The 24,144-nt window shown below is 48.2% G+C and carries 28 protein-coding genes and 1 pseudogene; 14 read left to right on the top strand and 15 right to left on the bottom strand.

What is annotated here, in order from left to right; genetic code table 11:
• Positions 1-2 precede the first annotated feature (2 nt).
• Genes IPL71_RS02465 through phoU (IPL71_RS02455) form a run of 3 tightly spaced genes read right to left on the bottom strand, consistent with a single transcriptional unit; the run spans position 3 to position 2,202 of the window.
• Positions 3-869 (bottom strand): HD domain-containing protein, encoded by an 867-nt coding sequence (locus tag IPL71_RS02465; RefSeq protein ID WP_345318507.1) that lies wholly within the window; start codon positions 867-869, stop codon positions 3-5.
• On the bottom strand, positions 782-1,513 hold the full coding sequence (locus tag IPL71_RS02460) for a Ppx/GppA phosphatase family protein (RefSeq protein ID WP_345318506.1): 732 nt from the start codon (positions 1,511-1,513) through the stop codon (positions 782-784). The genes IPL71_RS02465 and IPL71_RS02460 overlap by 88 nt, the downstream gene beginning before the upstream one ends.
• Positions 1,514-1,524: 11 nt before the next feature.
• The gene (phoU, locus tag IPL71_RS02455; protein ID WP_345318504.1) at positions 1,525-2,202 is read right to left on the bottom strand and encodes a phosphate signaling complex protein PhoU; all 678 of its coding nucleotides are present in this window, start codon (positions 2,200-2,202) and stop codon (positions 1,525-1,527) included.
• A 394-nt stretch (positions 2,203-2,596) separates the two neighbouring features.
• Between phoU (IPL71_RS02455) and IPL71_RS02450 the strand changes: the two genes are divergently transcribed.
• The 10 genes from IPL71_RS02450 (at position 2,597) to phoU (IPL71_RS02405) (ending at position 12,213) form a co-directional block, all read left to right on the top strand.
• A complete protein-coding gene (locus tag IPL71_RS02450) occupies positions 2,597-3,424 on the top strand; it encodes a CDP-glycerol glycerophosphotransferase family protein (protein ID WP_345318503.1) in 828 nt (275 codons plus the stop codon).
• A gap of 432 nt (positions 3,425-3,856) precedes the next feature.
• Complete coding sequence (locus IPL71_RS02445) at positions 3,857-4,567, top strand: PHP domain-containing protein (RefSeq protein ID WP_345318502.1); 711 nt, start codon at positions 3,857-3,859, stop codon at positions 4,565-4,567.
• A 349-nt stretch (positions 4,568-4,916) separates the two neighbouring features.
• The gene (gene surE, locus IPL71_RS02440) at positions 4,917-5,672 is read left to right on the top strand and encodes a 5'/3'-nucleotidase SurE (protein WP_345318500.1); all 756 of its coding nucleotides are present in this window, start codon (positions 4,917-4,919) and stop codon (positions 5,670-5,672) included.
• Positions 5,673-5,835: 163 nt separating this feature from the next.
• A complete protein-coding gene (locus IPL71_RS02435; protein WP_345318499.1) occupies positions 5,836-7,830 on the top strand; it encodes a PstS family phosphate ABC transporter substrate-binding protein in 1,995 nt (664 codons plus the stop codon).
• A 93-nt stretch (positions 7,831-7,923) separates the two neighbouring features.
• Complete coding sequence (locus tag IPL71_RS02430) at positions 7,924-8,187, top strand: hypothetical protein (protein WP_345318498.1); 264 nt, start codon at positions 7,924-7,926, stop codon at positions 8,185-8,187.
• The gene (gene pstC / locus IPL71_RS02425) at positions 8,184-8,864 is read left to right on the top strand and encodes a phosphate ABC transporter permease subunit PstC (protein WP_345318497.1); all 681 of its coding nucleotides are present in this window, start codon (positions 8,184-8,186) and stop codon (positions 8,862-8,864) included. Before IPL71_RS02430 ends, pstC (IPL71_RS02425) begins: the two co-directional genes overlap by 4 nt.
• A gap of 6 nt (positions 8,865-8,870) precedes the next feature.
• Positions 8,871-10,109, top strand: a complete 1,239-nt coding sequence (gene pstA / locus IPL71_RS02420) for a phosphate ABC transporter permease PstA (protein WP_345318495.1) — start codon at positions 8,871-8,873, stop codon at positions 10,107-10,109.
• 19 nt (positions 10,110-10,128) lie between these two features.
• On the top strand, positions 10,129-10,917 hold the full coding sequence (gene pstB / locus IPL71_RS02415; RefSeq protein ID WP_345318493.1) for a phosphate ABC transporter ATP-binding protein PstB: 789 nt from the start codon (positions 10,129-10,131) through the stop codon (positions 10,915-10,917).
• 102 nt (positions 10,918-11,019) lie between these two features.
• Positions 11,020-11,475 (top strand): arsenate reductase ArsC, encoded by a 456-nt coding sequence (locus IPL71_RS02410; RefSeq protein ID WP_345318491.1) that lies wholly within the window; start codon positions 11,020-11,022, stop codon positions 11,473-11,475.
• 57 nt (positions 11,476-11,532) lie between these two features.
• A complete protein-coding gene (gene phoU, locus IPL71_RS02405; RefSeq protein WP_345318489.1) occupies positions 11,533-12,213 on the top strand; it encodes a phosphate signaling complex protein PhoU in 681 nt (226 codons plus the stop codon).
• 85 nt (positions 12,214-12,298) lie between these two features.
• On the opposite strand, the gene pstB (IPL71_RS02400) is transcribed toward phoU (IPL71_RS02405), so the two are convergent.
• Positions 12,299-13,072, bottom strand: coding sequence for a phosphate ABC transporter ATP-binding protein PstB (gene pstB, locus IPL71_RS02400; protein ID WP_345318488.1), 774 nt, complete (start codon positions 13,070-13,072; stop codon positions 12,299-12,301).
• 161 nt (positions 13,073-13,233) lie between these two features.
• On the opposite strand from pstB (IPL71_RS02400), the gene IPL71_RS02395 reads away from it, so the two are divergent.
• From IPL71_RS02395 to IPL71_RS02380, 4 genes are all read left to right on the top strand, one after another.
• Entirely contained in the window at positions 13,234-14,112 is an 879-nt protein-coding gene (locus tag IPL71_RS02395) for a PstS family phosphate ABC transporter substrate-binding protein (protein ID WP_345318487.1), read from the top strand.
• A gap of 108 nt (positions 14,113-14,220) precedes the next feature.
• The gene (gene pstC, locus IPL71_RS02390) at positions 14,221-15,117 is read left to right on the top strand and encodes a phosphate ABC transporter permease subunit PstC (protein WP_345318485.1); all 897 of its coding nucleotides are present in this window, start codon (positions 14,221-14,223) and stop codon (positions 15,115-15,117) included.
• A gap of 64 nt (positions 15,118-15,181) precedes the next feature.
• On the top strand, positions 15,182-16,045 hold the full coding sequence (gene pstA / locus IPL71_RS02385) for a phosphate ABC transporter permease PstA (RefSeq protein WP_514130731.1): 864 nt from the start codon (positions 15,182-15,184) through the stop codon (positions 16,043-16,045).
• A gap of 306 nt (positions 16,046-16,351) precedes the next feature.
• Positions 16,352-17,107 carry a phosphate ABC transporter ATP-binding protein gene (locus IPL71_RS02380; protein WP_345318482.1) on the top strand — a complete coding sequence of 252 codons (756 nt, stop codon included), beginning with the start codon at positions 16,352-16,354 and terminating at the stop codon, positions 17,105-17,107.
• Between the two features lie 216 nt (positions 17,108-17,323).
• On the opposite strand, the gene IPL71_RS02375 is transcribed toward IPL71_RS02380, so the two are convergent.
• The 11 genes and pseudogenes from IPL71_RS02375 to IPL71_RS02325 form a co-directional block, all read right to left on the bottom strand.
• A complete protein-coding gene (locus IPL71_RS02375; protein WP_345318480.1) occupies positions 17,324-18,055 on the bottom strand; it encodes a class I SAM-dependent DNA methyltransferase in 732 nt (243 codons plus the stop codon).
• Between the two features lie 61 nt (positions 18,056-18,116).
• Complete coding sequence (locus tag IPL71_RS02370) at positions 18,117-18,665, bottom strand: vitamin K epoxide reductase family protein (RefSeq protein WP_345318478.1); 549 nt, start codon at positions 18,663-18,665, stop codon at positions 18,117-18,119.
• 741 nt (positions 18,666-19,406) lie between these two features.
• Complete coding sequence (gene pnuC, locus IPL71_RS02365) at positions 19,407-19,628, bottom strand: nicotinamide riboside transporter PnuC (RefSeq protein ID WP_345318798.1); 222 nt, start codon at positions 19,626-19,628, stop codon at positions 19,407-19,409.
• Between the two features lie 149 nt (positions 19,629-19,777).
• Entirely contained in the window at positions 19,778-19,981 is a 204-nt protein-coding gene (locus IPL71_RS02360) for a hypothetical protein (RefSeq protein WP_345318796.1), read from the bottom strand.
• A 73-nt stretch (positions 19,982-20,054) separates the two neighbouring features.
• Positions 20,055-20,150 (bottom strand): hypothetical protein, encoded by a 96-nt coding sequence (locus IPL71_RS02355; RefSeq protein WP_345318794.1) that lies wholly within the window; start codon positions 20,148-20,150, stop codon positions 20,055-20,057.
• A gap of 94 nt (positions 20,151-20,244) precedes the next feature.
• Complete coding sequence (locus IPL71_RS02350; protein WP_514130730.1) at positions 20,245-20,514, bottom strand: hypothetical protein; 270 nt, start codon at positions 20,512-20,514, stop codon at positions 20,245-20,247.
• Between the two features lie 227 nt (positions 20,515-20,741).
• Complete coding sequence (locus tag IPL71_RS02345) at positions 20,742-22,082, bottom strand: nicotinate phosphoribosyltransferase (RefSeq protein ID WP_345318474.1); 1,341 nt, start codon at positions 22,080-22,082, stop codon at positions 20,742-20,744.
• A 38-nt stretch (positions 22,083-22,120) separates the two neighbouring features.
• Positions 22,121-22,336 (bottom strand): hypothetical protein, encoded by a 216-nt coding sequence (locus IPL71_RS02340; RefSeq protein ID WP_345318472.1) that lies wholly within the window; start codon positions 22,334-22,336, stop codon positions 22,121-22,123.
• A 46-nt stretch (positions 22,337-22,382) separates the two neighbouring features.
• The gene (locus IPL71_RS02335; protein WP_345318470.1) at positions 22,383-22,691 is read right to left on the bottom strand and encodes a hypothetical protein; all 309 of its coding nucleotides are present in this window, start codon (positions 22,689-22,691) and stop codon (positions 22,383-22,385) included.
• Positions 22,675-23,070 carry a radical SAM protein gene (locus IPL71_RS02330; protein ID WP_345318468.1) on the bottom strand — a complete coding sequence of 132 codons (396 nt, stop codon included), beginning with the start codon at positions 23,068-23,070 and terminating at the stop codon, positions 22,675-22,677. The genes IPL71_RS02335 and IPL71_RS02330 overlap by 17 nt, the downstream gene beginning before the upstream one ends.
• Positions 23,071-23,129: 59 nt before the next feature.
• Positions 23,130-24,143, bottom strand: a pseudogene (locus tag IPL71_RS02325) (cysteine hydrolase family protein).
• Position 24,144 lies beyond the last annotated feature (1 nt).

Below are 24,144 nucleotides of genomic sequence, written 5' to 3'. Positions count from 1 at the left end.
CATCACTCTACGATCTTTAATTTTACGCCAAAAATATCCTGAAAGAGTCTCTGACGTTTTTCAAGCGTCCAGCGCTCCAGCATCAGATCGCCTGCCCCCAGCAGCTTTAACTTCCACATATTTTTTTGTTCTTCAAGCAGAATATTTTTCACACGGCCCGTGTGGCTTACATCCAACCCATCTGCGAGGCGCATCAGCGCCGAGAGTTTTATCACCATAAGGCGGTCTTTGGGATGCAGGCTTCTAAAGTTATCATCCTGCAATGAAGGTGTTGCCTTGCGATGATATTGAATAATATTGGCAACAATATTCTGACGTTCCTCGGTCAGGCCGATCAGTGGATTGGCTTTCAAAATATAGTAACCGTGTTTGTGATGATCCACCGTATTAATAAAATGACCGATGTCATGCAGCAGCGCGGCAACTTCCAACAGCAATTTATTTTCATCATCCAGCTCATGCAGATCTTGAGACTGGTCAAACAACCTGCCCGCCAGATATGAAACCAGTTCGGCATGTTCCCGATCAAACTGATATTTTTCACCCAGCCGCAGCGCGGAAGTCCACACTTGCTCACGCGCAGAAATCGGGGCAGCCGCCTGCAAGTTGGAAGCCATATCCCACAGCACACCGTCTTTCAAGCCAACATTGGGAATAGTCACTTCCTTGATCTTCGCTTCATGCACGATCATTTGCAGGACGATCGACGCAGGCAGGATGACATCTGCGCGATCAGGTTTTAACTTGAACTTGCGCATCCTTTCTTCAACCTTCAACCTGCTCAATGTTTCAACCAGCGTATCCAGCTCTTCGAGAGTGATGACACTGTCATTATCGCGTTTGAAAATTTTCTCGCGTAACCTGCCCATCTCCTCGATGTTGCCCCCGTCCCGACGCAAATGTCTATTTTTTTGGAGCCAATTTCCCGGTCAATGCGGCGACGCGCCGCTTCGGCGTATTCCCGCACCAGTTTGTGAAAAGGCATCGCGGCGTTTTTTTCTCCGCTCAATTTTTTGAGCAGACGCACGGTTCCCATATTGTAGCTTTCAGTGGATAGGATATTCCCATTTTGTGAAAGGGTCACTTCCACGCTGCCGCCCCCAATATCAATTAATAATACGTGTTTGTTTTTCAGATTTACAGCCTGAGACACAGCCAAATGGATCAGCCGTGCTTCCTCTTCCCCGCTAATGGTTTCGATCTCAATTCCGGTGGAACGTGCAATGCGATCAATGAGAAGATCGCCATTGACCAGCTCACGCATGGCGCTGGTGGCAATCGCGCGAATTTTTTCCACGGTGTGATTATGTGGGATCGGGCGAAAACGGGGGAACGCATCGACGGCCTGCTGCGCGGTTTCATCGCTGACCATGCCTGTCGTAAAGGCATCCTGCCCCAGGCGTACTGGCAGGCGCAGATTCTCAACTGCCTCAACTTTCCCCTCATAAACAATTCGTCCGACGACCATACGCATGGCGTTGGAGCCAACATCAATTGCCGCAATAATTTGCATGTTTCCGTTCTTTATTTTGGAAGGCGGGGGCTGACAAATGCCGCGTCACCGAGTTCTCCGGTCTCAACATAAATTGTGCGTTCACAAATATTTGTCACACGATCTCCAGCCCGCTCCAAATTATGCGCCACCCAAAGCAGGTAATTGGCGCGTTCCATATTGTGAGCGCCATGAATAACAAAATCCATCAATTCAGCATAGAGACCGTTATACATATTATCAATAATATCATCATCAGAGATGATGCGAACCGCGGAGGGCGAATTGGTGTGGATAAACGCAGTCATCGCACGGTGCAGCATATCGGAGGCTTTGATCCCCATTTCGTACGTGATACCCAAAAAGCGCGGAACACTAATGCCTTCAGACATCAGGTTAATCCGCGCGATCGTTTTGGCGTAATCACCGATTCTTTCCAACTCGGTGCAAATATTCATCGCAGATGCCAGAAAGCGCAGGTCATGTAGAACAGGGGCCTCAGCCGCGATCACAACGATGATGCGCCCTTCCAGGTCAAATCGTTTTCTGTTGATCTTCAGGTCATTATCATGAACGATCTGTGATCTTTCCATATCATGATCTTTCAAGGCAGATACAGATTCGACCAGAGCGGTCTCCACCATACTGCTTAAAATCAATAGTTCATCGCGAATAATTTGGAGCTGTTGATCAAGGGTTTTACGAGGCATATGTGATTTCTCTTCCAAGGAATGGCGTCTTTATAAGATAGCCGATTGAAGTTAACACCCACCAAAGGTATTGTTAACAACGAGTTAAGAAAAATCAGAACTGAATTTAAAACAATACAGCACTCTTCAGCGTTCCCAAGCGGCTTAATTACACACTGGTTAAACTTGTTCAAAAACAAAATGGGAGCAGCGCATGGCAAACATCCTTTTATCTGCGGGTCATTGAACCAAACCACGCAAATGCACGCGATCGCTCGTAATGGAATGAATGAACATGACTGCCATTTCACTTCCTATTACGGAGATGGGATAGTCAAACTTATTAGCGAAAATAGGCTGGTTCAATTTCACAGTGCTGGGCGGACGACATAAACGAGAAACTGAGGAATATTTTTTGCGTCACAACTTGCAAGTTGATCCGCGCGGAGAAGCACATTCGTACGATATGGTGGTTACATGCAGTGATCTGTTGATCCAAAAAAATATCAGGGGCAAACGTACAGTATTGGTACAGGAAGGAATCACAGAACCCGAGGGAATCATGTATCACCTGGTGAAATGGCTGAAACTCCCCCGTTATTTAGCCAACACATCCACCAATGGATTATCCAATGAATACGATATGTTTTGCGTAGCCTCCGAAGGGTATGCGGAATTATTCGTCCGCAAAGGTGTGCCAGAGAGCAAAATAGCGGTGACAGGAATTCCAAATTTTGATAATTTAAAAACCGCGCACAACAATAATTTCCAATTTCACGGTCATGTACTTGCAGCCACATCTCCGCTGCGCGAAACCTTCCGCTTTGATGACCGCCGGGCTTTTATTCAAAAATGCAAGGCGATCGCCGGAGAGCGCACACTCATCTTCAAATTACACCCTCTGGAAGACGCAGAAAGAGCCATCCGCGAAATCCACGAAAACGCCCCAAACTCGCTTGTCTTTGCCTACGGCGATATTAATCCGATGATCGCAAATGCAGAAGTGGTCATCACACAGCAATCCACCTGTACGTATGTCGCAATCGCATTGGACAAGGAAGTTCACACGAACTTAAATATTGAAGAATTGAAACAATTAATGCCTCTCCAGAATGACGGCTTATCTGCGGAATACATCTCCCGCATCTGCGAACGTGTGCTGCACACACCCGCAGAAGTATTACAGGCAAAACGCAGGCAAGCCCAGCCCCGCCTCAAACGGGAACAAGCCCGGCTTTATTAATCTTGCATTTTTGTTTACCAGTTGTTAACTGTTTCTTAGGTCATTCTTAAAAGTATTGAAGTATTATATTGAATATAGAAATGGAGAGCGTATGGAAACAATTTTACCTTCAGTGATTTTTGTATCTATGGTTGTTATCTTCGGTGTCGATGCGACCCGCAAACGCCGCGACTTTCTGAAGAAAATCAAACGCGCTTAATTCATTTTTCTCCTCCTTATTGCCTCTCTGAGGCATGCTACCCGCCACTCCGCGGGTAGTTTTTTGTTAACAGAAGCTATACAATTCCTTAAGACAATCTTCACAGGTTTTTAACCGCCGGCAGGTACACTTTAGCTATTAAAAAATATTATTCACAAATTTTGAACATCTTTTGAAGGCATTTTTGCAATCGTTAAGCAGCACAAATTACTGCTTTTGACAGGAGAAATAAAATGGGACTCGCCGATTTACATTTACACACAATTTACAGTTACGACGGCACAGCCTCACTCGCTGCCGTTTTAAACCGTGCAAAACAACTCGGACTGGATGTGATCGCCATCACCGACCATGACGAGATCGCAGGCGCCTTGAAGGCGATGAAACTCGCATCAAACTACGGCGTGGAAGTGATCCCCGGAAGTGAAATTACCACCGCTGACGGAGACCTGCTGGCCTTCTTCATCACAGAAAAAGTTCCTGCCGGCCTTTCACTGATCGAAACCGTTTTACGGGTACGCGAGCTGGGCGGCGTTTGTGTGGCTCCACACCCCATGGCGGGCGGAATGGGAATGAAAAGCCTGAGCGCACGTACGATTTTGGAGGCATTGCGCAATCCTCTGGTGGCAGAGACCTTGATCGGCATTGAAACCTACAACGGCACATCCATTGACCGCATCAGCAATCATTCTGCAAATCTTCTTGCCAGCAGTTTGAATATCGCCAAAACAGGCAGCAGCGATGCGCATGTGATAGACACCATCGGATTTGGAACAACTGAATTTGAAGGCAATACCGCGGCAGATCTATTAATGGCCTTGAAAAATAAAACAACCAAAGCCCGCAGACAAAACGAGTGGAGCGCATTTAGAATTATCGGCAGTTGGGGAATGCGCTATATGGAAAGTGCGTTTGTCCGTTTGACGGGTCTTGCCTGGGCATAACAAAACCATCTCTTTATAAACACAATCCAAGTTGCCACCTTGCAGAATTTGCATAAACTTTTAACGCAAAGGCGCAGAGTCGCAAAGAAACAACATTAAACTCTGGCGACTTTGCGTTAAAAAATTCGGATTAAAAACAGGTCAGGAACCACGAGTAGCAGCTTGAGCTAAATAAGATACCACCATAAAAATTCCTGGTAGAGGTTTTCCTTATATGGAAAAGAAATAAAAAAATAGCTGCAGCTTGAGCAATTACAAAAAGAACAGGAAAAAGAAATGATGAAGAATATTTTAGTCACAAATGATGACGGCGTGCTTGCGCCCGGGCTTTTTTGCTCTGGCGCAGGAAATGCGTCATCTGGGCAAAGTCACCATCCTCGCCCCGGACCGCAACTGGTCTGGCGGTGGACATGTAAAAACATTAGACCGCGCCTTGCGTTTGCGTGAGTTTCATCTTGAAGATGGTTCACAAGCTTTTGCAAGTGACGGCGCTCCATCTGATTGCGTTGCGCTGGCAATGCTCGGTTATTTCAAAGAGCAATTTGATCTGGTGGTTTCAGGCATTAACGTTGGTGCAAATCTGGGGCATGATGTCACCTACTCAGGAACAGTCACCGCGGCGATGGAAGCTGTCATCGCGGGTGTGCCCGGTGTGGCAGTATCACTTGAAGTGCCGGAAGGACTCGTCGGCCCGATTGATTTTCAACCCGCCGCCCATGCCGCCCGTATCACCGTTCAAAATGTACTCGCCAATGGGTTACCCGCTGAAACCTTATTGAACGTCAATGTGCCTTTTCTGAAAGCAGAGGATATTCATGGCTTTCGTCTCACTCGCCAGGGTCTGCGTGTTTACCATAGCCGCTTGGACGAAAGAACTGATCCACGCGGACGCCCCTATTACTGGATCGGTGGTGACGCGCCGACGGGTGTCTCAGAATCAGGAACAGATGTCGGGGCGTTGGCTGCGGGGTTTGTATCCGTCACCCCTTTACAGCTTGATCTAACCGCCTACCGCGCCATTTCCGATCTGAATACATGGAACTGGCATTCCCAACCTTTTGAATTATCGCTCCTTACTCCTTCTATAGTCACGGTAGAAAAGTAAAAACGTTCATTCGCTCCTTCATAGTTGTCTTCCAAGCGAAGACGCTGCCCGTCATTTCTGACGGGCAGTTTTTTATTAACGAGATGTTAACCTATTCTTCCATTGCCCTTAAGAGCAGTTGTTTATCATCTCACTGTTGTATATAACCTATAGGAGAAAAGAAATGTCCAAAACAGTACGTTCATTTTTGTTTGTAGTAGTGGCCATGAGCCTCTTGCTCGCCGCCTGCGGCGCCCCAGCCACCGAAGTTGCAATTGAAGCCCCCACCGAGGCTGCTGCCACTGAAGTTCCCGCTGAACCCACCGCCGTCCCCGCTGAAGACCCAATGGCGATGTATGCCCCTGACGCAGTCACTGGCGATGTCATCACCGCTGGTTCCTCCACCGTGTTCCCTCTTTCCGAACGCATGTCCGAACTCTTCCAACAGGAAGGCTACACCGGCAACATCACCGTTGACAGCATCGGCTCCGGCGCTGGTTTTGAACGCTTCTGCGTTGCCGGCGAATCTGATGTAGCCAATGCTTCCCGCGCTATCAAAGACAGCGAAGTTGAAGCCTGCGCCGCCATCGGCCGCGAACCCATCGAATTCCGTGTGGGTACCGACTCCCTCACTGTCGTCGTCAGCGCTGAAAATGATTTCGTCACCGCTCTTTCCAAAGAACAACTTGGCAAGATCTTCACCGGCCAGATCACCACTTGGAATGAAATTGATGCAGCCTACCCCGCCGAAGCCATTCTCGTTTACGGCCCAGGCGCTGACAGCGGCACTTTCGATTTCTTCAACGAATCTGTGGTTGCTCCTCTCTACCTCAATGCTGATGGAAAAGCTGATGTCGCCGCTGGCGAAGAAGCTATCCTCGGACTCGAAGGCGCTCAGTTCTCTGAAGATGACAACGTCCTCGTTCAGGGTGTCGAAGGCAGCCCCTACGCCATTGGTTACTTCGGTTTCGCTTACTTCTCTGAAAACTCCGGCGCTTTGAAAGCCATTGCTGTTGAAGGCGTCGAACCCAATCAGACCACTGTCGATGATGGCACCTACCCCATCTCACGCCCGCTCTTCATCTACTCTGACGCGAAGATCCTCATCGAGAAACCTCAGGTTGCCGCTTTCATTTACTTCTACTTGAGCAATGTCAACGACAACATCGTCGATGTCGGCTACTTCCCCGCTCCTGAAGCTGACCTCACCGCTTCAATGGACGCATGGATGTCTGCTACAAGCGGCGAAGCCATGGCTCCTGCTGCTGATGAAGCAATGGCGATGTATGCCCCTGACGCAGTCACTGGCGATGTCATCACCGCTGGTTCCTCCACCGTGTTCCCTCTTTCCGAACGCATGTCCGAACTCTTCCAACAGGAAGGTTACACTGGCAACATCACTGTTGACAGCATCGGCTCAGGCGCTGGTTTTGAACGCTTCTGCGTTGCCGGCGAATCTGATGTAGCCAATGCTTCCCGCGCCATCAAAGACAGCGAAGTTGAAGCCTGCGCCGCCATCGGCCGCGAACCCATCGAATTCCGCGTGGGTACCGACGCCCTCACTGTCGTCGTCAGCGCTGAAAATGATTTCGTCACCGCTCTTTCCAAAGAACAACTTGGCAAGATCTTCACCGGCCAGATCACCACTTGGAATGAAATTGATGCAGCCTACCCCGCCGAAGCCATTCTCGTTTACGGCCCAGGCGCTGACAGCGGCACTTTCGATTACTTCAACGAAGCTGTTGTTGCTCCCCTTTACCTCAATGCTGACGGCAAGGCTGATGTCGCCGCTGGCGAAGAAGCTATCCTCGGACTCGAAGGCGCTCAGTTCTCTGAAGATGACAACGTCCTCGTTCAGGGTGTCGAAGGCAGCCCCTATGCCATTGGTTACTTCGGTTTCGCTTACTTCTCTGAAAACTCCGGCGCTTTGAAGGCCGTTGCTGTTGAAGGTGTCGAACCCAATCAGACCACTGTCGATGATGGTTCCTACCCCATCTCACGCCCGCTCTTCATCTACTCTGACGCGAAGATCCTCTCCGAAAAACCTCAGGTTGCTGCTTTCCTTTACTTCTACCTCAGCAACGTTAATGACAACATCGTTGATGTCGGTTACTTCCCCGCTCCTGAAGCTGACCTCACCGCTTCAATGGACGCATGGATGTCTGCTACAAGCAAATAAAAAAATAAAAAATAACACGGGGCTGGTCTCATAAAAAATGAGGCCAGCCCATTCGTGCTATATAAGCAAGCCTATGGAATCATAGAGCGAAAAATGAAACAAGAAAACACAACCCTGGAAAATAAAAATTTCCGTCCGCTCGATCTAAAAAAGAAATTACGCCCCGGTGAATCAGTCATCCAATCCCTGCTATTCATGTCGGGAATTTTGTCTATTTTCATCACCGTCGCCATTGTTTACGAACTGGGCAAGGAAGCCCTGCTTTTCTTCACCACCCCCGGTGTAACCCTGACTAAATTCTTTACGACAACCCAATGGTCACCAGGCATTGGACTTTTGGAATCTGGCCGCTGGTGACATCGACTCTCATCACAAGCGCGATTGCCATCTTCGTCTCGCTTCCTCTCGGACTGTCAGCGGCTCTGTTTCTAAGTGAATACGCCTCCCCGAAAGCGCGAGCCACCTTAAAACCCATTCTTGAAGTACTGGCGGGAATTCCAACTGTTGTATATGGTTATTTTGCCCTACTCTTCATGACCCCCCTCCTGCAAAGTATTTTCGGCGACGCAGTGCAAGTGTATAACATGCTGTCTGCGGGGATCGTGATGGGCATCATGATTCTGCCTTTGATCTCCTCCATGAGCGAAGACGCCTTAAGCGCGGTACCGCGTTCTTTACGTGAAGGCGCATACGCCATGGGCGCAACAAAATTTGAAACCAGTATTCAAGTTGTTTTACCCGCCTCCCTCTCTGGTGTTGGCGCGGCGTTGATCATCGGCATCTCACGCGCCGTCGGTGAAACCATGATCGTCGCAGTTGCGGCAGGTTCAGGACCAAACTTCACTTTTAATCCCTTCAAAGCAGCCGAGACCATGACCGGTCATATCGCCCGCATCAGCGGCGGCGACTTGAGTTATAACTCCATTGATTACAACAGCCTTTTCGCAGTTGCGTTGATGTTATTCCTGGTCACCCTGGTTTTGAATCTCATCAGCCAGGTGGTCGTTGAGCGTTTCCGCGAGAAGTACGAGTAGGCAATCATGAATCCAACAGATAACCATTATCCCGAAGGCCAGTCTTTTCGTAATTCACTCAATAGCCGCTACCGAGTCGCATCCATCTGGCAGGCGCTATTTTTCTCCGCCTTACTGATCGCCATGCTCAGCCTTGCAGCCCTTCTTTACAACGTAGTAGACGGCGCATTCGGTTATGTAGCTTATGAGTACAAAAACGACCCGGCAGAATTCAGCGCAAAACCGCTCGATGACCTGAACAAACAGGAATTACTTGATATTCTAAAAGCCAATCTTTCAGATGGCGCTTACAACAAGTTAAATAATGAACAGGCAATGGAAAAACGTTCCAAGTCTGATTTATACACACTCGTTTTGGAACGTTTGATTCAAATTGACACAAAACAAACCTGGTCCATGACTGCTTCAATTTTTGACGCAAACGAAGTCAAAGCCGAAGCTGCAAAAAAATACCCGGAAGCAAAACTGGAATTCCGTTCATGGCTTACACCGATATTCCTCACCACACCCATGTCATCCAAAGCGGAATTTGCAGGTGTACGCACTGCCATCCTTGGCTCGTTATGGATGGTGGGCATCGCCATTCTCTTCGCTCTGCCAATTGGCACCGGCGCGGCGATCTATTTGCAGGAATACGCCACAAAGAACTTTTTGAACCGCATTATTCAAACCAACATTAATAATCTGGCGGGTGTGCCAAGCATCGTCTATGGAATGCTCGGGCTGGCGATCTTCGTCCGTGCGCTGGAACCCTTTACCAGCGGAAGTATATTCGGCATCACTGACACAAACGGACGCACGATCCTATCCGCCGGATTAACCATGGGCGTGCTCGTTCTGCCGCTGATCATCATCAACGGACAGGAAGCCATCAAAGCCGTGCCTGATTCGTTACGACAGGCGGCTTATGGCGTGGGAGCCACCCGCTGGCAAACGATCTGGCATCACGTTCTGCCCAACGCCCTACCCGGTATTCTCACCGGCAGTATTCTGGCCGTCTCCCGCGCCATTGGTGAAACCGCCCCGCTGATCGTGGTGGGCGCATCCACTTTCATCAGCCTTGACCCGGAAGGCCCATTCTCAAAATTTACCGCCCTGCCCATTCAAATCTATCAATGGACAACACGCGCCCAATCGGAATTCCATTCCATTGCAGCCAGCGCCATCATCGTTCTGCTTGTCCTATTGTTAACCTTGAACGCCGCAGCGGTCATCATCCGCAACCGCGTACAAAGAAAATATTAAGTGCTTGAAGGAATAAGCCATGCAAATCAACGAAACTCCTCAATACTCGATCGAAACCAAAGATCTATCCATTTTTTATGGAACATTCAAAGCCGTCAGCAATGTAAGTATGCTGATCGAAAAGCAAAAGGTCACGGCCATTATCGGGCCGTCAGGCTGTGGAAAATCCACGTTGCTGCGCTCCATCAACCGCATGAATGATTTCGTGCCAAACTGCCATGTAACCGGCGAACTGCTCATGCGCGGACAAAACCTCTACGGTTCAAACATTGACCCGGTGGAAGTCCGCAGAAGCATTGGCATGGTTTTCCAAAAGCCGAATCCATTTCCAAAATCCATTTATGAGAATATCGCCTGGGGAGCGCGTATCAATGGCTTCAAAGGCAACATGGATGAACTCGTGGAACAATCCCTGCGCAGCGCGGCACTTTGGGAAGAAGTGAAGGATGTGCTTAAGAAAAGCGCCTACGAACTCTCAGGCGGACAACAGCAGCGTCTGTGCATCGCGCGCACCATCGCCATTCAACCCGATATTATTTTGATGGACGAACCCGCATCCGCGCTTGACCCGATCTCCACCCTGCGCATTGAAGAACTGATGCAGGAACTTAAGAAAAACTATACGATCATCATCGTCACCCACAACATGCAGCAGGCCGCGCGCGTTTCAGATTACACCGCCATGATGATGTTGGACAAGGAAGGCTCACGTTCCGGTACGGTGATCGAATTCTCTGAAACTAAAAAAATATTCACGAATCCCAAAGACAAGCGCACAGAAGATTACGTGACGGGAAGATTTGGGTAAGAGCGAAGGCAGGTAGAGATGTAAACAAGTAGACATGTATACGTGTTGTTTACCTGGTTACATGTTTACTTACTTATTTACCAGTACACCAACGAGGAAATCATGAACAAATCAAAAGTCTTATTCCTCTGCACAGGTAACTCTGCGCGCAGTCAGATGGCCGAGAGACTCCTGCGTGCATTGGCCGGGGAACAGTTCGAAGTTTTCAGCGCAGGCACAGAGCCGAAGGGCAGTATCCTGCCTGAGGTCCAGGAAGCGATGCGCGAAGTTGGGATCGACACCAGCGCACAGTGGTCAAAGTCTGTGATGGAATATATGGGCAAGGTCAACTTCGGATACGTCATCACGGTCTGCGCGGATGCCGAGGAGAATTGTCCGGTTGTATTTCTTAACATGGGAACTCACCTGCACTGGCCATTTGACGACCCGGCAAAATTCTCTGGCGACGATGAAACCCGCCTCTCCTCCACCCGACGCGTGCGCGACCAAATTGAAGAACGTCTGCGCCTTTGGCTGATTGAGCTCGATATCACACCACAGGACTATCGCCAGATATAATTGTCAGTAGTAAAATCACAGAATCAAACCTGGATGGGCCATACCTCAGAGGAAATTATGATCCGAAAAACATTTGAAAACGAGATACAGCAAGTAAAAGATGAAGTACTCCTGCTTGGCTCAATGGTGGAACATGCCATTATTGCTTCAGTGGAAGTATTAAAGAAGCGAGACATTAAAGGTGCAGAGAAGATCATCGCTGAAGATAAAGAGATCAACAAAAAGAGATTCGCGATTGAAAATCAGTTGATGATCCTGATCGCCACACAGCAGCCGATGGCGCATGACCTGCGTCTGCTGGCTTCGACCATGGAAATTATTTCCGAGCTGGAACGCATGGGCGATTACGCCAAAGGCATCGCGAATATTAATGTCCGCATGGGCGAAGAGGCTTTGCTCAAACCGTTGATCGATATTCCGCGCATGGCACAGATCGGCACAAGCATGCTGCACCGCTCGCTGACCGCCTTCATTAACGAAGATGTGGAAGCCGCGAAAGCCATTCCGGTTGAAGATGACGAAGTGGATGCTCTTTATAATCAAATTTATCGTGAGCTGATGATGATCATCATTCAGGATCCAAAATCCATCGAGCGCGCCAACTGGCTCCTATGGGTGGCGCATAATCTTGAACGCGTTGCTGACCGTGTGACTAATATCTGCGAGCGGACAATCTTCATCGCTACAGGTGAGTTTGGTGATATCAAATCCAGTGATGATGAGTTTTGGAAGAAGTAAATAACGGTAAGTAAAAGTAAAAGGTGGACACAAAAACTTGTGTCCACCTTTTGATTCACGGAAAAAGCGCAGACTTCAGTCCGCATTAATCTGGTTTATCCAGCGCCATTCGGCCTGTAATATAGGCCTCGGTTAATTCTTCTTTGGGTCGGGTAAACATTTGATTGGTGGGCGCAAACTCAACCAGTTCGCCCAGCCAGAACAAGCCCGTGTGATCCGAGACACGCGCCGCCTGCTGCATGTTGTGCGTCACGATCACGATCGTGTAATCCTCTTTTAATTCTGCGATCAATTCTTCCACGCGTAAGGTTGCGATCGGGTCCAGCGCGGACGTGGATTCGTCCATCAAAATGACTTCCGGCTGCACTGCCACCACACGCGCGATGCACAAACGCTGCTGCTGGCCAAGAGACAATCCCATCGCATCAGATTTCAAGTCACCTTTGACTTCGTCCCATAACGCGGCCCGTTCCAGACTGCGCTGCACTACATCATCCAAATTTACATCCATGCCCATCACCCGCGGACCAAATGCCACATTGTCGTAAATTGACTGCGGAAATGGATTTGGTTTTTGAAAGACCATTCCCACCCGTTGCCGTAAATTAACCACATCCATTTTGGGATCGTAAATATTCTCGCCTTTGAGCAATATCGTTCCCTCTACACGCGTATCAGCGATGGTGTCGTTCATGCGGTTCAAACAGCGCAAAAACGTGGATTTGCCGCAGCCAGACGGCCCGATCAATGCGGTCACTTGTTTCGGCTGAATCTCGATATTAATATTCGAAAGCGCCTTTGATTTGCCATAATAAAAATCAAGTTGTTGGACGGAAAATGCAGATGAGTCTGTATTCATGTGATGATTGTATCAAAAACCAGGGATGAATTATGAAGGATGAAGGATGAAGGATGAATTTTATACATTGTGTATTTGTTTATCTGTCTACCAATCTACCCGCCTACCCACATTTACCGTTTACTTGTCTACGCCCCTCCCACCGACTATAATCCCACCCGATGAAACGCCTCCTAACATTCTTTCTTCTCTCTTCTTTTATACTCACTTCCTGCGGATCTTCCAATAATAGTTCCTCAGACTCCAATTCCCCGGCAAACTATATCGAAAATAAAGGCTCCGATACCATCGTCAACCTCGCGCTGGCCTGGGCCGAGCAATATCAGGGCGACCACCCGGATGTCCGCATATCAGTAACAGGCGGCGGGTCAGGGACAGGAATCGCGGCCCTCGTCAACGGCACCGTGGATCTCGCCAACGCGTCCCGCAAGATCAAGGATGAAGAGATCGCCGAAGCGCAAGCCAACGGAGTTGAACCGGTTGAACATATCATTGCGCGCGACGCGATTGCAGTGATCGTTAACCCGAACAATCCGGTTAGTAAGTTAACGCTGCAACAAATTTCAGATATTTACAGCGGCAAATATACGAACTGGCAGGAAGTGGGCGGAGAAGACCGCCCCATCGTGCGCCTGTCACGCGAAACAAATTCCGGTACCCATGTTTATTTTCTTGAAACCGTTTTACGCCTCGGCAGCAAGGATGATAAAACTTTATTTTCAATGGACACCTTATTGCTTCCATCATCCGAGGGCATCATTTCAGAAGTCCGCGATAACCCGAACGCCATTGGCTACGATGGACTCGGCTATGTGCCTGACGATCTAAAAACAATTGCCATCGCCGAAGAAGCAGGCGGCGCATATGTGTTGCCTTCCATCGAAACCGTGAACGATAAAACCTATGCCATTGCGCGCGATCTTTATATGTACACCAACGGCGAAGCCGCCGGCATTATCAAAGAATATCTCGATTGGATCCTTTCCGACGAAGCGCAAGTGATCGTTGCCGAATTGGGTTTTGTACCCGTACTAAAATAAAAAATCCTTTAAACACGAATGGCGCTCAGTATACAAAGAAAGAATTTTCTGCTTTTTCTTTTCCTTCGTGACCGTTGTGTCCTTTGTGTTTAACAAAAGTGAGTATCTATGGAAAAATCCTTATCGTGGCGTGAATTCATTATTACCAGATTGATCCAATCTTCTGGTTACTCAGCCATCCTGTTTGTTGCACTCATCTTTTTCTTCCTGCTGCGCGAAGGCCTGCCCACACTCGGCGAAGTGGATGCATCCTCACTGCTCAACATTCGCTGGTATCCCATTGAAAATTATTTTGGCATCCTGCCGCTCATCAGCGGTTCGCTGATCGTGACTCTCGGCGCAACGCTCATCGCCGTCCCTTTTGGGATTGGCACCGCGGTTTACATCTCTGAGATCGCGCCGCGCTGGGTGCGTGAAATCTTAAAACCTCTGGTGGAATTGCTTGGCGGACTTCCCTCGGTCGTGCTGGGATTTCTTGGCATTCTCGTCCTCTCGCCATTTCTGCGTGTCTTTCTGGACCTGCCAACTGGTCTGACAGCCTTTACAGGTTCTCTGCTGTTGGGAGGGATTGCCGTGCCCACAGTCGTATCAGTAGCTGAGGATGCGCTTGATTCTGTCCCACGGGCGTATCGTGAAGGTGCATGGGCATTGGGTGCCACCAAATGGCAAACCATCTGGCGTGTGACATTGCCCGCCGCGAAATCAGGTGTGTTGACCGCCGTCATGCTCGGCATCGGACGTGCCATCGGCGAAACCATGACCGTGATGATGGTCACAGGCAACGCGCCGGTGCTGGCCGTAAAACTTGGCAGCCTGTTCTCCCCTGTCCGCACGATGACAGCCACCATCGCCGCAGAGATGGGCGAAGTTGCAAATGGAAGTACACACTATCATGTCCTGTTTTTTATCGGCATGGTTTTGTTTATCATCTCGCTGGTCGTAAATGTTATCGCTTCGTCTGTTGTCTTCCGCGCCAAGAAACGCGCGGAAAGAATTCTTTCGTAGAAATTTAACCTTCTTTCGTCTTTCTTAACTTCAACGAAAGAGGAAAGATGAAACTCAAAATCAAATGATGAAATTTCTCGCTAAAAATCGCCACACCGTCCAACGGCTTGGATTTTCCGGCATCACCCTGATGGCGGTTGTCACTGTCCTGCCAATTGTTGGCACAATTCTCTTTATCCTTTTCAAAGGCGGCTCTGCCATTTCAGTTGAATTCCTGACCGGCTTTCCGCATGATGGAATGCGCGCGGGCGGAATTTTGCCAGCCATTATCGGCACGTTATATCTGACGATCGGCACAGCCATTTTTTCTGTCCCATTGGGAATCGCCGCCGCCATTTATCTCTCAGAATACGCCAAAGACAACCAGTGGACTCGTTTAATCCGCATTGCAATTATTAATCTCGCAGGCATTCCTTCGGTTGTCTATGGATTGTTCGGTTTGGGATTATTTGTTTTATTCCTGCAATTCGGCACATCCATTCTGGCCGCTTCGCTCACGCTTTCGATCATGACCCTGCCGGTTATCATCAGTACATCTGAAGAAGCATTACGCGCCGTGCCGCAGGCCTTCCGCACCGTGAGCATTTCACTCGGCGCAACCCGCTGGCAGACCATCAGCCGCATTATTTTGAAGGAAGCCCTGCCGGGTATTCTGACAGGCGTCATCCTTGGTCTGGAACGCGCCGCAGGCGAAACCGCTCCCATTCTTTTCACGGGTGCCGCTTTCTTCCTGCCGCGTTTGCCGCAATCCCCTTTCGATGCGACCATGGCCCTGCCCTATCATCTATTCGTTATTTCCACGCAAGTGCCTGAAATGCCGATCCAAATCCAATATGGAACAGCGCTTGTGTTACTGGTCTTTGTATTAACCATGAATGTGATCGCAACGGTTATTCGTTCGCGTGCAAGAGCGAGGCGGCAGTGGTAATTTTGCGGGGGCCCCCCGGGGGGCCAGGCCCCCCCCCCCCTTTCTGGAGGGGGGGGTCTTTTGGTGTTGGGGCCCCCCCCCCCCCCCCCCCCCCAAAACCAAAAAAGGACCCCCCCCCCAAGCCCCCCCCCCGGGGGGGGGCCCCCCCCCCCCCCCCCCCCCCAACCAGGCTTTTCCCCACCCATCCCCCCCCCCCCCCCCCCCCCGCCAAAAGGGCCCCCCCCCCCCATGGGGGGGGGGGCCCCCCCTCCGGGCCCCCTTTTTTTCCCCCCCCGCCATGGGTCTGTCGTCTCTCTGGTAACCACAATGAACAAAATAATCATCGAAAACCTTTCCCTCCAATATTCCGACGGCACCGAGTCTTTGCGCGATGTCAGCATGGAAATTCGTCAGAACGCTGTGACAGTTTTATTCGGTCCGGCAGGAGGCGGGAAATCCACTTTGCTGCGCTGTTTGAATCGTCTGAATGATCTGACAGAGATCAAAGCCAGCTCGGGGCGCATCCTGATCGACGGCGAAAACATCCTCGACCCAAAAACGGACGTGATCGCTTTGCGTCGTAAAGTTGGGATGGTCTTTGCGCGGCCTGTTCCCTTGCCGATGAGCATCCGCCAAAATTTGACTTATGCGCTGGAACTCGCGGGCGAAAAACGCAAATCAAAATTAGACGAAGCTGTAGAACGCAGTTTAAAACTCGCTGCGATCTGGGATGAAGTGAAGGACCGTTTGGATGAGCCTGCCATCGCCCTCTCCGGCGGACAACAGCAGCGCGTTTGTCTGGCGCGTGTGATCGCATTACAGCCGGAAGTCATTTTGCTAGATGAACCCACCTCAGGCCTTGACCCGATCTCCACCGGCAAAGTGGAAGCCGCACTGCTTGAACTTAAAAAAGAATACACGGTCATCCTTGTGCCGCATTCTGTTCAACAAGCTGCGCGCACTGCTGATTACGCCGCATTCTTTTTAACAGGCGAACTGATCGAATACGGCGAAGGAAAATCACTATTCACCGTTCCCAAACAAAAGAAGACCGAAGATTATATTATGGGAAGATTTGGGTAAGACACAGGGCTGGTATAGAGCATTCTTTAAGTCCGAATATTGAAAAAAAAGAGCATCACCACAGAGAGCACAGAGTCCACAGAGTTTGTTCTCCATGATCTCTGTGTTCTGTGTGGAACCCCCGGGGCAAACCCCCAATCCAAGACACAAAAACACGTTCTTTGGGTCTTAACGTTTTGTGTCTTCGTGAAATAATCTCTTAGACCACTTGATTTTCTAAAAACCATAAACTGATACATGCGCCTTGCTATGTATATCAAAGGCAGTTTGCTGCCAATTGGCAAATCTTTGGATAAGACGCATTCCAGCAATGCGAGCCATTAAATCCATCTCGCCAGGCGTGATTAAACGACATACTATTGGAGACATTGTGATACCGTGCGTAGTCAGATAAATGTGATTCTCTTCGAGCAACTGCGTTACCGGATCATAGCGGGCAACATCCAAAGACACGGTGTCAGTGCCTACATGTTCAGCATGGACATAATCCGGTTTGTCTGGAGAAATCCATGCGTGGGGTAATGCAGTTTCAACTACGAAGCATCCATCAGAGGAGAGATGACGAGCCGCATTTTGAAAGCAACGTATCTGGTCATCAACTGTCAACAAATTAAAGATTGTGTTGTAAACGAGATAGACCAGACCATAGTGCTGGTTGGTTGTCGTTGTGCTCATGTCACCCATTGTTACATTAATTGGATGATTTTCAATTTTGGCGCGGAGTCTTTCAACCATATGCGGGGATAATTCAATACCATCGACTTGAATACCCTTTTCTGCCAACGGAATAGCGATGCGGCCTGTGCCAATCGCAAACTCAAGCGCAGGCCGTCCCTGAGCAATCGCTGAAAGAAACGATGCTGCCGCATCTTCGTCACCGCGCAGATCGTCATCATAGCTCGCGGCAACATCTTCTCCAAAACTTGTAGCAGGATCAAAGTCTTTCATGATTTTGTGATTCCTTTTAGTATTCAATTTCGTGAACCGTCCAACCATTTGCTTGCATTGGTTAGTCCTTTTGAGCCAAAACTCTAATCATCTTTATAACAAACGCTTGCTGAGCAGCAGGTGTTGAAACTAACAAGAGAATAATCATTAATAACACAGCAGAGGATATACACCACATGCAAGTTGCTCCAATAACAAAAAGCTCCAGAATTAAGTAAATTTCAAATAACACGCAAAACACACATGTGGCCCAAATGGCTAATGCCGCTATTCTTTTTATTGAGCTGGAACCAAACTGTGAAGCAAGCCAGGCCACAAGAATTCCAACATAGCCAGCCAAACCTAAAATACCGACTGGTAAAAATCCAAAAAGAATGGCATATCTACTATTTTGAACAGTATCGCACTCACTTGATGGTCCGCACGCAATTTGTGCGCCCGTTGCTTCAATAAATGTTAAGTAGCCTGCTACTGCAAGCCCACCGATCGTTGAGATCAGCACTGACCACTTATACCAATCTGTGACTAGAAAATGTGATGATTTTCCAGATGTTTTTAGAATTGGGACAATGATATTAAGAAGCAAAACTATAAAGACAAGTTGCCGCAAAAGACAAAAGTAATTCCTTTTGTTTGAATCAAGTCTAATACGGCTGGAAGACCAAGAATACTGAATATAGGAGGTAGTTGTGTACCATCCTTGTTCCGTTTGCACAGGAACATCCCGCATACTAAATACAATTGAGGGTGAACGGGTAATGACCGGCTATTAATGCAGCAACAGCCTGGAGCATAGGCAGGTGATTTCATAAGATGTCAATCATAAATTCCCATTTTCTTTTACATGTTTTGAATAATACTAATTATTACGTCAACGCCTAATCATTTGTGCCTCGCTTCTGGCGGGAGCAGAAAAACCTCGTAAATCTCGCAGAATCCTCAGCATCAATTTCGTACTTGTTAGGCGGCGTTTTTGGAAGTGCAGCACTGTTATTTTGAATGGACTTGTGCCACATTCTTAATCCATTGAAAGCCATTATAAGCAAAATCACATACAGTAAAAAATGAATTTTACATCCTTGACGAAATATAGCCATATTCCGATAACATCAACAATAATCCAATAAACCCAGCTCTCTATTTTTTCTGAGCCATCAACCACATGCCTGAAAAACTCATAATGTCGTGATTGCGTCAAGATAGGAAATGATGCCGCTTCTGGAAATATCGCTGGCAGGAAATTATGTACCCGACTCATCAAAACTCCAAAGCTATTGAGAGAACACCAGTAACGATAACCCATAAAATTAGTCCCCTTGAATTTGCTATATTTAACACCGGTTATTTGCCGTTATCTTTTGGGCGATTTGTTCCATATCCACCATCCATAAACACTTGCTCCAAGATAATAAATTTGCTCAATGGTGTCAGAATAAAGTCTGATCTGATAAAACAGAATCATGTAAAGTAAAACACTGATAATTCCAACGGCCCATGTCAATATGTTTCGTTTTGCAATAAGCCAGACAGACCACAAATACAGGATAGTGCCAATAAATTCAACATAACTCATTGGGTATCCAAGGATGGTAAATACTATATTGTCAACGCTGAAGAAATTACCCATTTTTTATCCTTTTATAAAACCCTGTCAACGACTGATATTTCTGAAACTTATTCAAAACCATCTTTACCTTTTCAACTCTGGCTTCTAAATCTCCACTAAAACAATAAAAGGAATTTTTTTCGGACAGTCAAATCTCCGATTATTTGTTTTTGGAAGATTTTCCTGTTAACATCGCCTGATCTATCCCAAGTATCGTCGTATGGAATATCAACATCACAAAGAAAAAACAAGTCATAGCGTGATTGAGCCAAGTTTGCCAGTTCGATCAGCCTGTTATGAGCAGATTGATGGTAAGACATAGAGAACATGAATGTTGTTATTGCGTTAGTGTCAGTGAAAATAAATTGATTTGCTTCGTAAATCAATTTATTTTCACGCTCCTATCTCTGCTATTTCTACCAATTGTTCTAAAGATAACTTTCGATTTACCTGATTGCTTTCCCAATAGTCTCGCCCATATTCTGACATCCAAACCGTTTTATATTCATCAGCCAATTTACTGGCAAGTGTTGTTTTCCCGAGCAGGATTTACAAGTCTCATTAACTGCGTCAAGCGCAATACTCATATGTTCCCGTAAAACTCACTTGAATAAAAATGCGTTATGCCGGAAACCTTTAATTGGTCAATGATATATTTTTCGTGTTTGCGTTTTATTTCGGGAGTATCGCCAACTTCTGTTGGCCCATCCCACGCTTCGATTACTTTTACTTTTGGATATAACCTTTTTATCCACTTGGAGCGGATATTTAACGGAATGGCTGTTGTTTCAGGTGCGTCGTAAATAATTACAGACATTTCATCCATTTCGGCAAGTGCTGTTTCGATAACCAATTGATGTCCTTTATGCAAAGGTGCAAACTTTCCTAACGTGAGACCGTGTGTTTTACCCATACGTATTGGTTGTTGTTACGAAGCAGCCGAGCTAGTATTTCATTTTCCATACACTTACGCTGGATAAAGCCATTAATATGTGTATTTTATCCAGCGTAAAATAATCTGATACCAACAAAATGAGCAGCTCTTTTCACTTCCAACTTCTCACCTATTCCTTTCCTCACTCACCAAATTCTTTCCAAATTCTCGTTATCACCCACCTGACGCCCCACCTTCGCCATGTCGATCCACTCGCCGTGAATTTTTACGCGCACCACATCGCTTGTGTAATCGGTGGTCGTTGAATTGCCGTTATTGAACAGATACGAACCCACCGCATAAATATCCACGGGGACTTCGAGTTTTTCAAATTTGCGGATCTTCTCGGGATTGAATCCGCCTGAGACGACGATCTTCACACTGTGACAAAATTCCCGTGCCGCATCTTTCCAAACGTCGGGAATGTTCCAGCTTTCCCAGGCATGATCCAGTCCCTGGCGGACGTTAAACACGAGGCGCGGATTCACGCCCAGATCGAGGGCCGGCTCACCCAGCGGCTGGACAGACACATCGCGCAGACTTCCGCTGGTATCCAAACGCACACCATATAATTTATATTTCTTTGCTTCCTCTTCGTTTCCGGCATCCATCAGCTCGCGGTATTTGACGAACATCGAACCGATTACCCGCAGCGTATCGCGCACGGAATCATTATTAAAGTCCACCAGTGCAATGCGTGGAATGCGCGCCGGCAAAATGCGCGAGAACTCCATCATCGCTTCGGCTGTATCGCCGAGGAAGGACGCGATCGCGGCATGAGCCACCGTCCCGCCGCCTGCGCCGCCCCACCAATCTCCCTGCGCATCGGTGGAAACGAATGCCCCGAGTTCGTGCGCATGGTCACGGTTGAAACGCTGTAACGCGATGTTATAAGCATATCCGTCCGCGGCCTGCACTTCATGCACATCAAAACGTGCTGGGAAGAACAACACCGGTTTGCCGCTGGCTGCCACCAGAGTTTCATAGACATTTGTCGCCACACGACTCGAACGGGTCAGAATTCCAAGCGAAGGAGTTTCAAGCAGGGCAAAATCACGATAGCGCCCGCGGACTTTGATCACAGGCTGGATCTTGGTCGGGTCGCCTTCGTATTTAATACTGCCATCCTGCACCGCCCACACTTCAAGCTTGTCTGAAGTATCAATAAATTTATCGCCTTCAAAATAGCCTGTGCAATGTTTAAGCATCGCGAGAGATTTGTCCACACCTACCACGGTGGTCTTACCCATTCTGCGTGTGAACCACTGCATCTCTACTTCGATATCGCCCACATCAATATCCTCAGGGGAAATGCCATTCGGCAGATTATGGAACTGTCCCGAATAGCGATAGCCTTCAAGCGACAAATTGATCAACATGCGGTTGATGTTCTCGAAATATTTATCCGAGTACCAGCCGCGGCGCATGCGTTCGATATCCAGTTTGAAGGTTTCGTTTGTAAGTCGTTTACCGTCGAAAATGGACATGGGGTTCTCTCGATCCTTTGGGGAATTAATAAATTGGATTAGTGGTTCTGTATTTCAGGCGCGATGAATTTTTCGAACACCTGTGTGCTATGACAATCCCTGCATGGCGCGGCTCTTTCGTTCTGTTGTTTATCGTGAAAGCGCGCCGGCAATTCCATCAATGCATCCAGGTTCTGCAGTTCTGATAACGGAATGCCATATCCTTCGGTTGTGAAGTTACACGGGCTGACCAGGTTTTCTTCATTGATAAACAAAAACGACCGGCCGGGACCGCAATCATCCACTGGAATGGCAGTGTTATTACTGGACGCGATAATGCGTTGAAGATAATGATGGCTGCTGAATATTTTTTAATCCTTTTGCAGCGGCTTTCTTTTGAATCTGTGGAAGTTCGTTTGCAAACCAGACGGCCTGTTCCGGCAGCAGACGATTGTCAGGATAGAACTGCGGCCTGTCAATTCCGCCGAGTTGATTAAAGGTTAATTCTTTGATGCCCCAGCCTGCCATTTCCATACAAAACGCCTCAAAGTCATTCAGGTTCTCGCGCATCAAAATCGTGTTGACCCTTAATTTCAACCCACTGTCTGCCTGATCAATTTCCTTGATCAACTCCGGCACATGTCTTGATCTTCTCAAAGAGTCCTTTTTCGCCGCGATGCAGATCATGGAACTCAGCGAAACCGTCAATGCTGATCGTGACCAGCGAATAATCATCGATCAGATCCCGGCGGATATTTTCCTGAGACAGCAATGTGCCGTTCGTTGTCAGTCCCAGCTTGATCTTGAAATCCTGACGATACGTGTGAGAGATCGCAGGCAGTTCCTTCCACAGCAAAGGTTCCCCGCCCAGCCAGCTCACCACCACATCCTTTCCGGTTTTCTCTTGAAACTCAGAAAGCACTTTTCCAAAACTCAACATGACATCAGGGCCCGTCACATGTCGTTTACGAACGATCTCGCGGCTGTATCCACAAAAATGGCAGCTCAAATTACAAGGTTCGTAAACGCGCCAGACAATGATCAATTGACCGTTTGGATTTTTCGTGATTATGAGATCAGCTCCGTGGATTTAACGATCTGCATCCCGGCCTTCGCAAAGCGGACATACGCATCATTCGCCGCGTCGGTATGGTCTCACCACCCCGGCACGACCACGGGGGAGGAGCAGTCTTCGAGCAGATATACTTTCTTTGCAAGATCAGGGTCTACCGCTTGAATATCTTCAAGCAGGTCAGCGACTGTCCACGCTACACAGTGACTCTTGGCCTGCCCGGCAATATACAGCTTATCCACGCTCTGTAAATGCTGAATGAATTTCAGGTTGCGCGTGCCAAGAGTCTCCCCCATTGGGCCTGTCAACACTTCAGGACCGATCACGGAGTAATTTTCTGTAAATGGTTTGTCGCCTTTTATTTCGAAATCAGGCTGTGCAAGCCGCGCAACTGAATGGAAGAAGATGGCCTCCTCCACGGCGGGCACAAGTGCGTGACCGATTCCGCCGAGCATGGCGTGATACGGCCAGATGGTCAATGCAAATTTTCCTTTGCGTTCCAGTTCTTCAGCATAGTGGATCATCATTTGCTGCCCGTATTCTGGCGCAATTTGATAATTTGGTGCGAGCGCGGGGTTGAAGGTCCATGTGCCTGCTTTCAGTTCGGCGGTGTGAATATCGGTATAAGGCGCTGGATGATTGCCGTCTTTATCTACAAAAAAGATGGGATGAAAAATTTGCTGCGACATGTGAGTGTCCATCGTGGCGCTGATATGTGAAATACTGCCAAGGTTGCGATAGATGAATTCACACAAGCGGACGTTATCGTCCACAGCGCCATGTCCGCTGCGGCCACCGACGAAGAGCTCAAAATTCGGGAGGCAGAATGTGTTTTGCACGTCGATCAGCAACAGGGAGATTCTGTCCTTCGAAGCAGAGGCAGGTTTCAGGTTGTGTTGATGCGCCCAGTTGCGGGCAGAATCTGCGCGGGCGGCATAATCCACTTTCCAGACCTCGCTCACGCGGGAGGCATCAAAAAAATCAGGGATGGGCAATGGTTGTTTGTTCATG

The sequence above is a fragment of the Candidatus Villigracilis proximus genome, assembly GCF_016717045.1.
Lineage (GTDB): Bacteria > Chloroflexota > Anaerolineae > Anaerolineales > Villigracilaceae > Villigracilis > Villigracilis proximus.
The sequence above is the reverse complement of the archived record's forward strand: the minus strand, read 5'-3'. Positions and strand labels throughout refer to the sequence as shown.

What these genes read in the sequence shown, in the direction of transcription:
- IPL71_RS02460 (WP_345318506.1), bottom strand. Translation starts at nt 1,513, where the DNA reads ATGCAAATTATTGCGGCAATTGATGTTGGCTCCAACGCCATGCGTATG.
- phoU (WP_345318504.1), bottom strand. Translation starts at nt 2,202, where the DNA reads ATGCCTCGTAAAACCCTTGATCAACAGCTCCAAATTATTCGCGATGAA.
- surE (WP_345318500.1), top strand. Translation starts at nt 4,917, where the DNA reads ATGCGTCATCTGGGCAAAGTCACCATCCTCGCCCCGGACCGCAACTGG.
- phoU (WP_345318489.1), top strand. Translation starts at nt 11,533, where the DNA reads ATGATCCGAAAAACATTTGAAAACGAGATACAGCAAGTAAAAGATGAA.
- IPL71_RS02435 (WP_345318499.1), top strand. Translation starts at nt 5,836, where the DNA reads ATGTCCAAAACAGTACGTTCATTTTTGTTTGTAGTAGTGGCCATGAGC.
- IPL71_RS02395 (WP_345318487.1), top strand. Translation starts at nt 13,234, where the DNA reads ATGAAACGCCTCCTAACATTCTTTCTTCTCTCTTCTTTTATACTCACT.
- IPL71_RS02360 (WP_345318796.1), bottom strand. Translation starts at nt 19,981, where the DNA reads ATGTCTTACCATCAATCTGCTCATAACAGGCTGATCGAACTGGCAAAC.
- pstC (WP_345318485.1), top strand. Translation starts at nt 14,221, where the DNA reads ATGGAAAAATCCTTATCGTGGCGTGAATTCATTATTACCAGATTGATC.
- IPL71_RS02465 (WP_345318507.1), bottom strand. Translation starts at nt 869, where the DNA reads ATGGGCAGGTTACGCGAGAAAATTTTCAAACGCGATAATGACAGTGTC.
- IPL71_RS02355 (WP_345318794.1), bottom strand. Translation starts at nt 20,150, where the DNA reads ATGTCAGAATATGGGCGAGACTATTGGGAAAGCAATCAGGTAAATCGA.
- IPL71_RS02375 (WP_345318480.1), bottom strand. Translation starts at nt 18,055, where the DNA reads ATGAAAGACTTTGATCCTGCTACAAGTTTTGGAGAAGATGTTGCCGCG.
- IPL71_RS02445 (WP_345318502.1), top strand. Translation starts at nt 3,857, where the DNA reads ATGGGACTCGCCGATTTACATTTACACACAATTTACAGTTACGACGGC.
- IPL71_RS02345 (WP_345318474.1), bottom strand. Translation starts at nt 22,082, where the DNA reads ATGTCCATTTTCGACGGTAAACGACTTACAAACGAAACCTTCAAACTG.
- IPL71_RS02380 (WP_345318482.1), top strand. Translation starts at nt 16,352, where the DNA reads ATGAACAAAATAATCATCGAAAACCTTTCCCTCCAATATTCCGACGGC.
- pstA (WP_514130731.1), top strand. Translation starts at nt 15,182, where the DNA reads ATGATGAAATTTCTCGCTAAAAATCGCCACACCGTCCAACGGCTTGGA.
- IPL71_RS02410 (WP_345318491.1), top strand. Translation starts at nt 11,020, where the DNA reads ATGAACAAATCAAAAGTCTTATTCCTCTGCACAGGTAACTCTGCGCGC.
- pstB (WP_345318493.1), top strand. Translation starts at nt 10,129, where the DNA reads ATGCAAATCAACGAAACTCCTCAATACTCGATCGAAACCAAAGATCTA.
- pstA (WP_345318495.1), top strand. Translation starts at nt 8,871, where the DNA reads ATGAATCCAACAGATAACCATTATCCCGAAGGCCAGTCTTTTCGTAAT.
- pnuC (WP_345318798.1), bottom strand. Translation starts at nt 19,628, where the DNA reads ATGAGTTATGTTGAATTTATTGGCACTATCCTGTATTTGTGGTCTGTC.
- IPL71_RS02430 (WP_345318498.1), top strand. Translation starts at nt 7,924, where the DNA reads ATGAAACAAGAAAACACAACCCTGGAAAATAAAAATTTCCGTCCGCTC.
- pstB (WP_345318488.1), bottom strand. Translation starts at nt 13,072, where the DNA reads ATGAATACAGACTCATCTGCATTTTCCGTCCAACAACTTGATTTTTAT.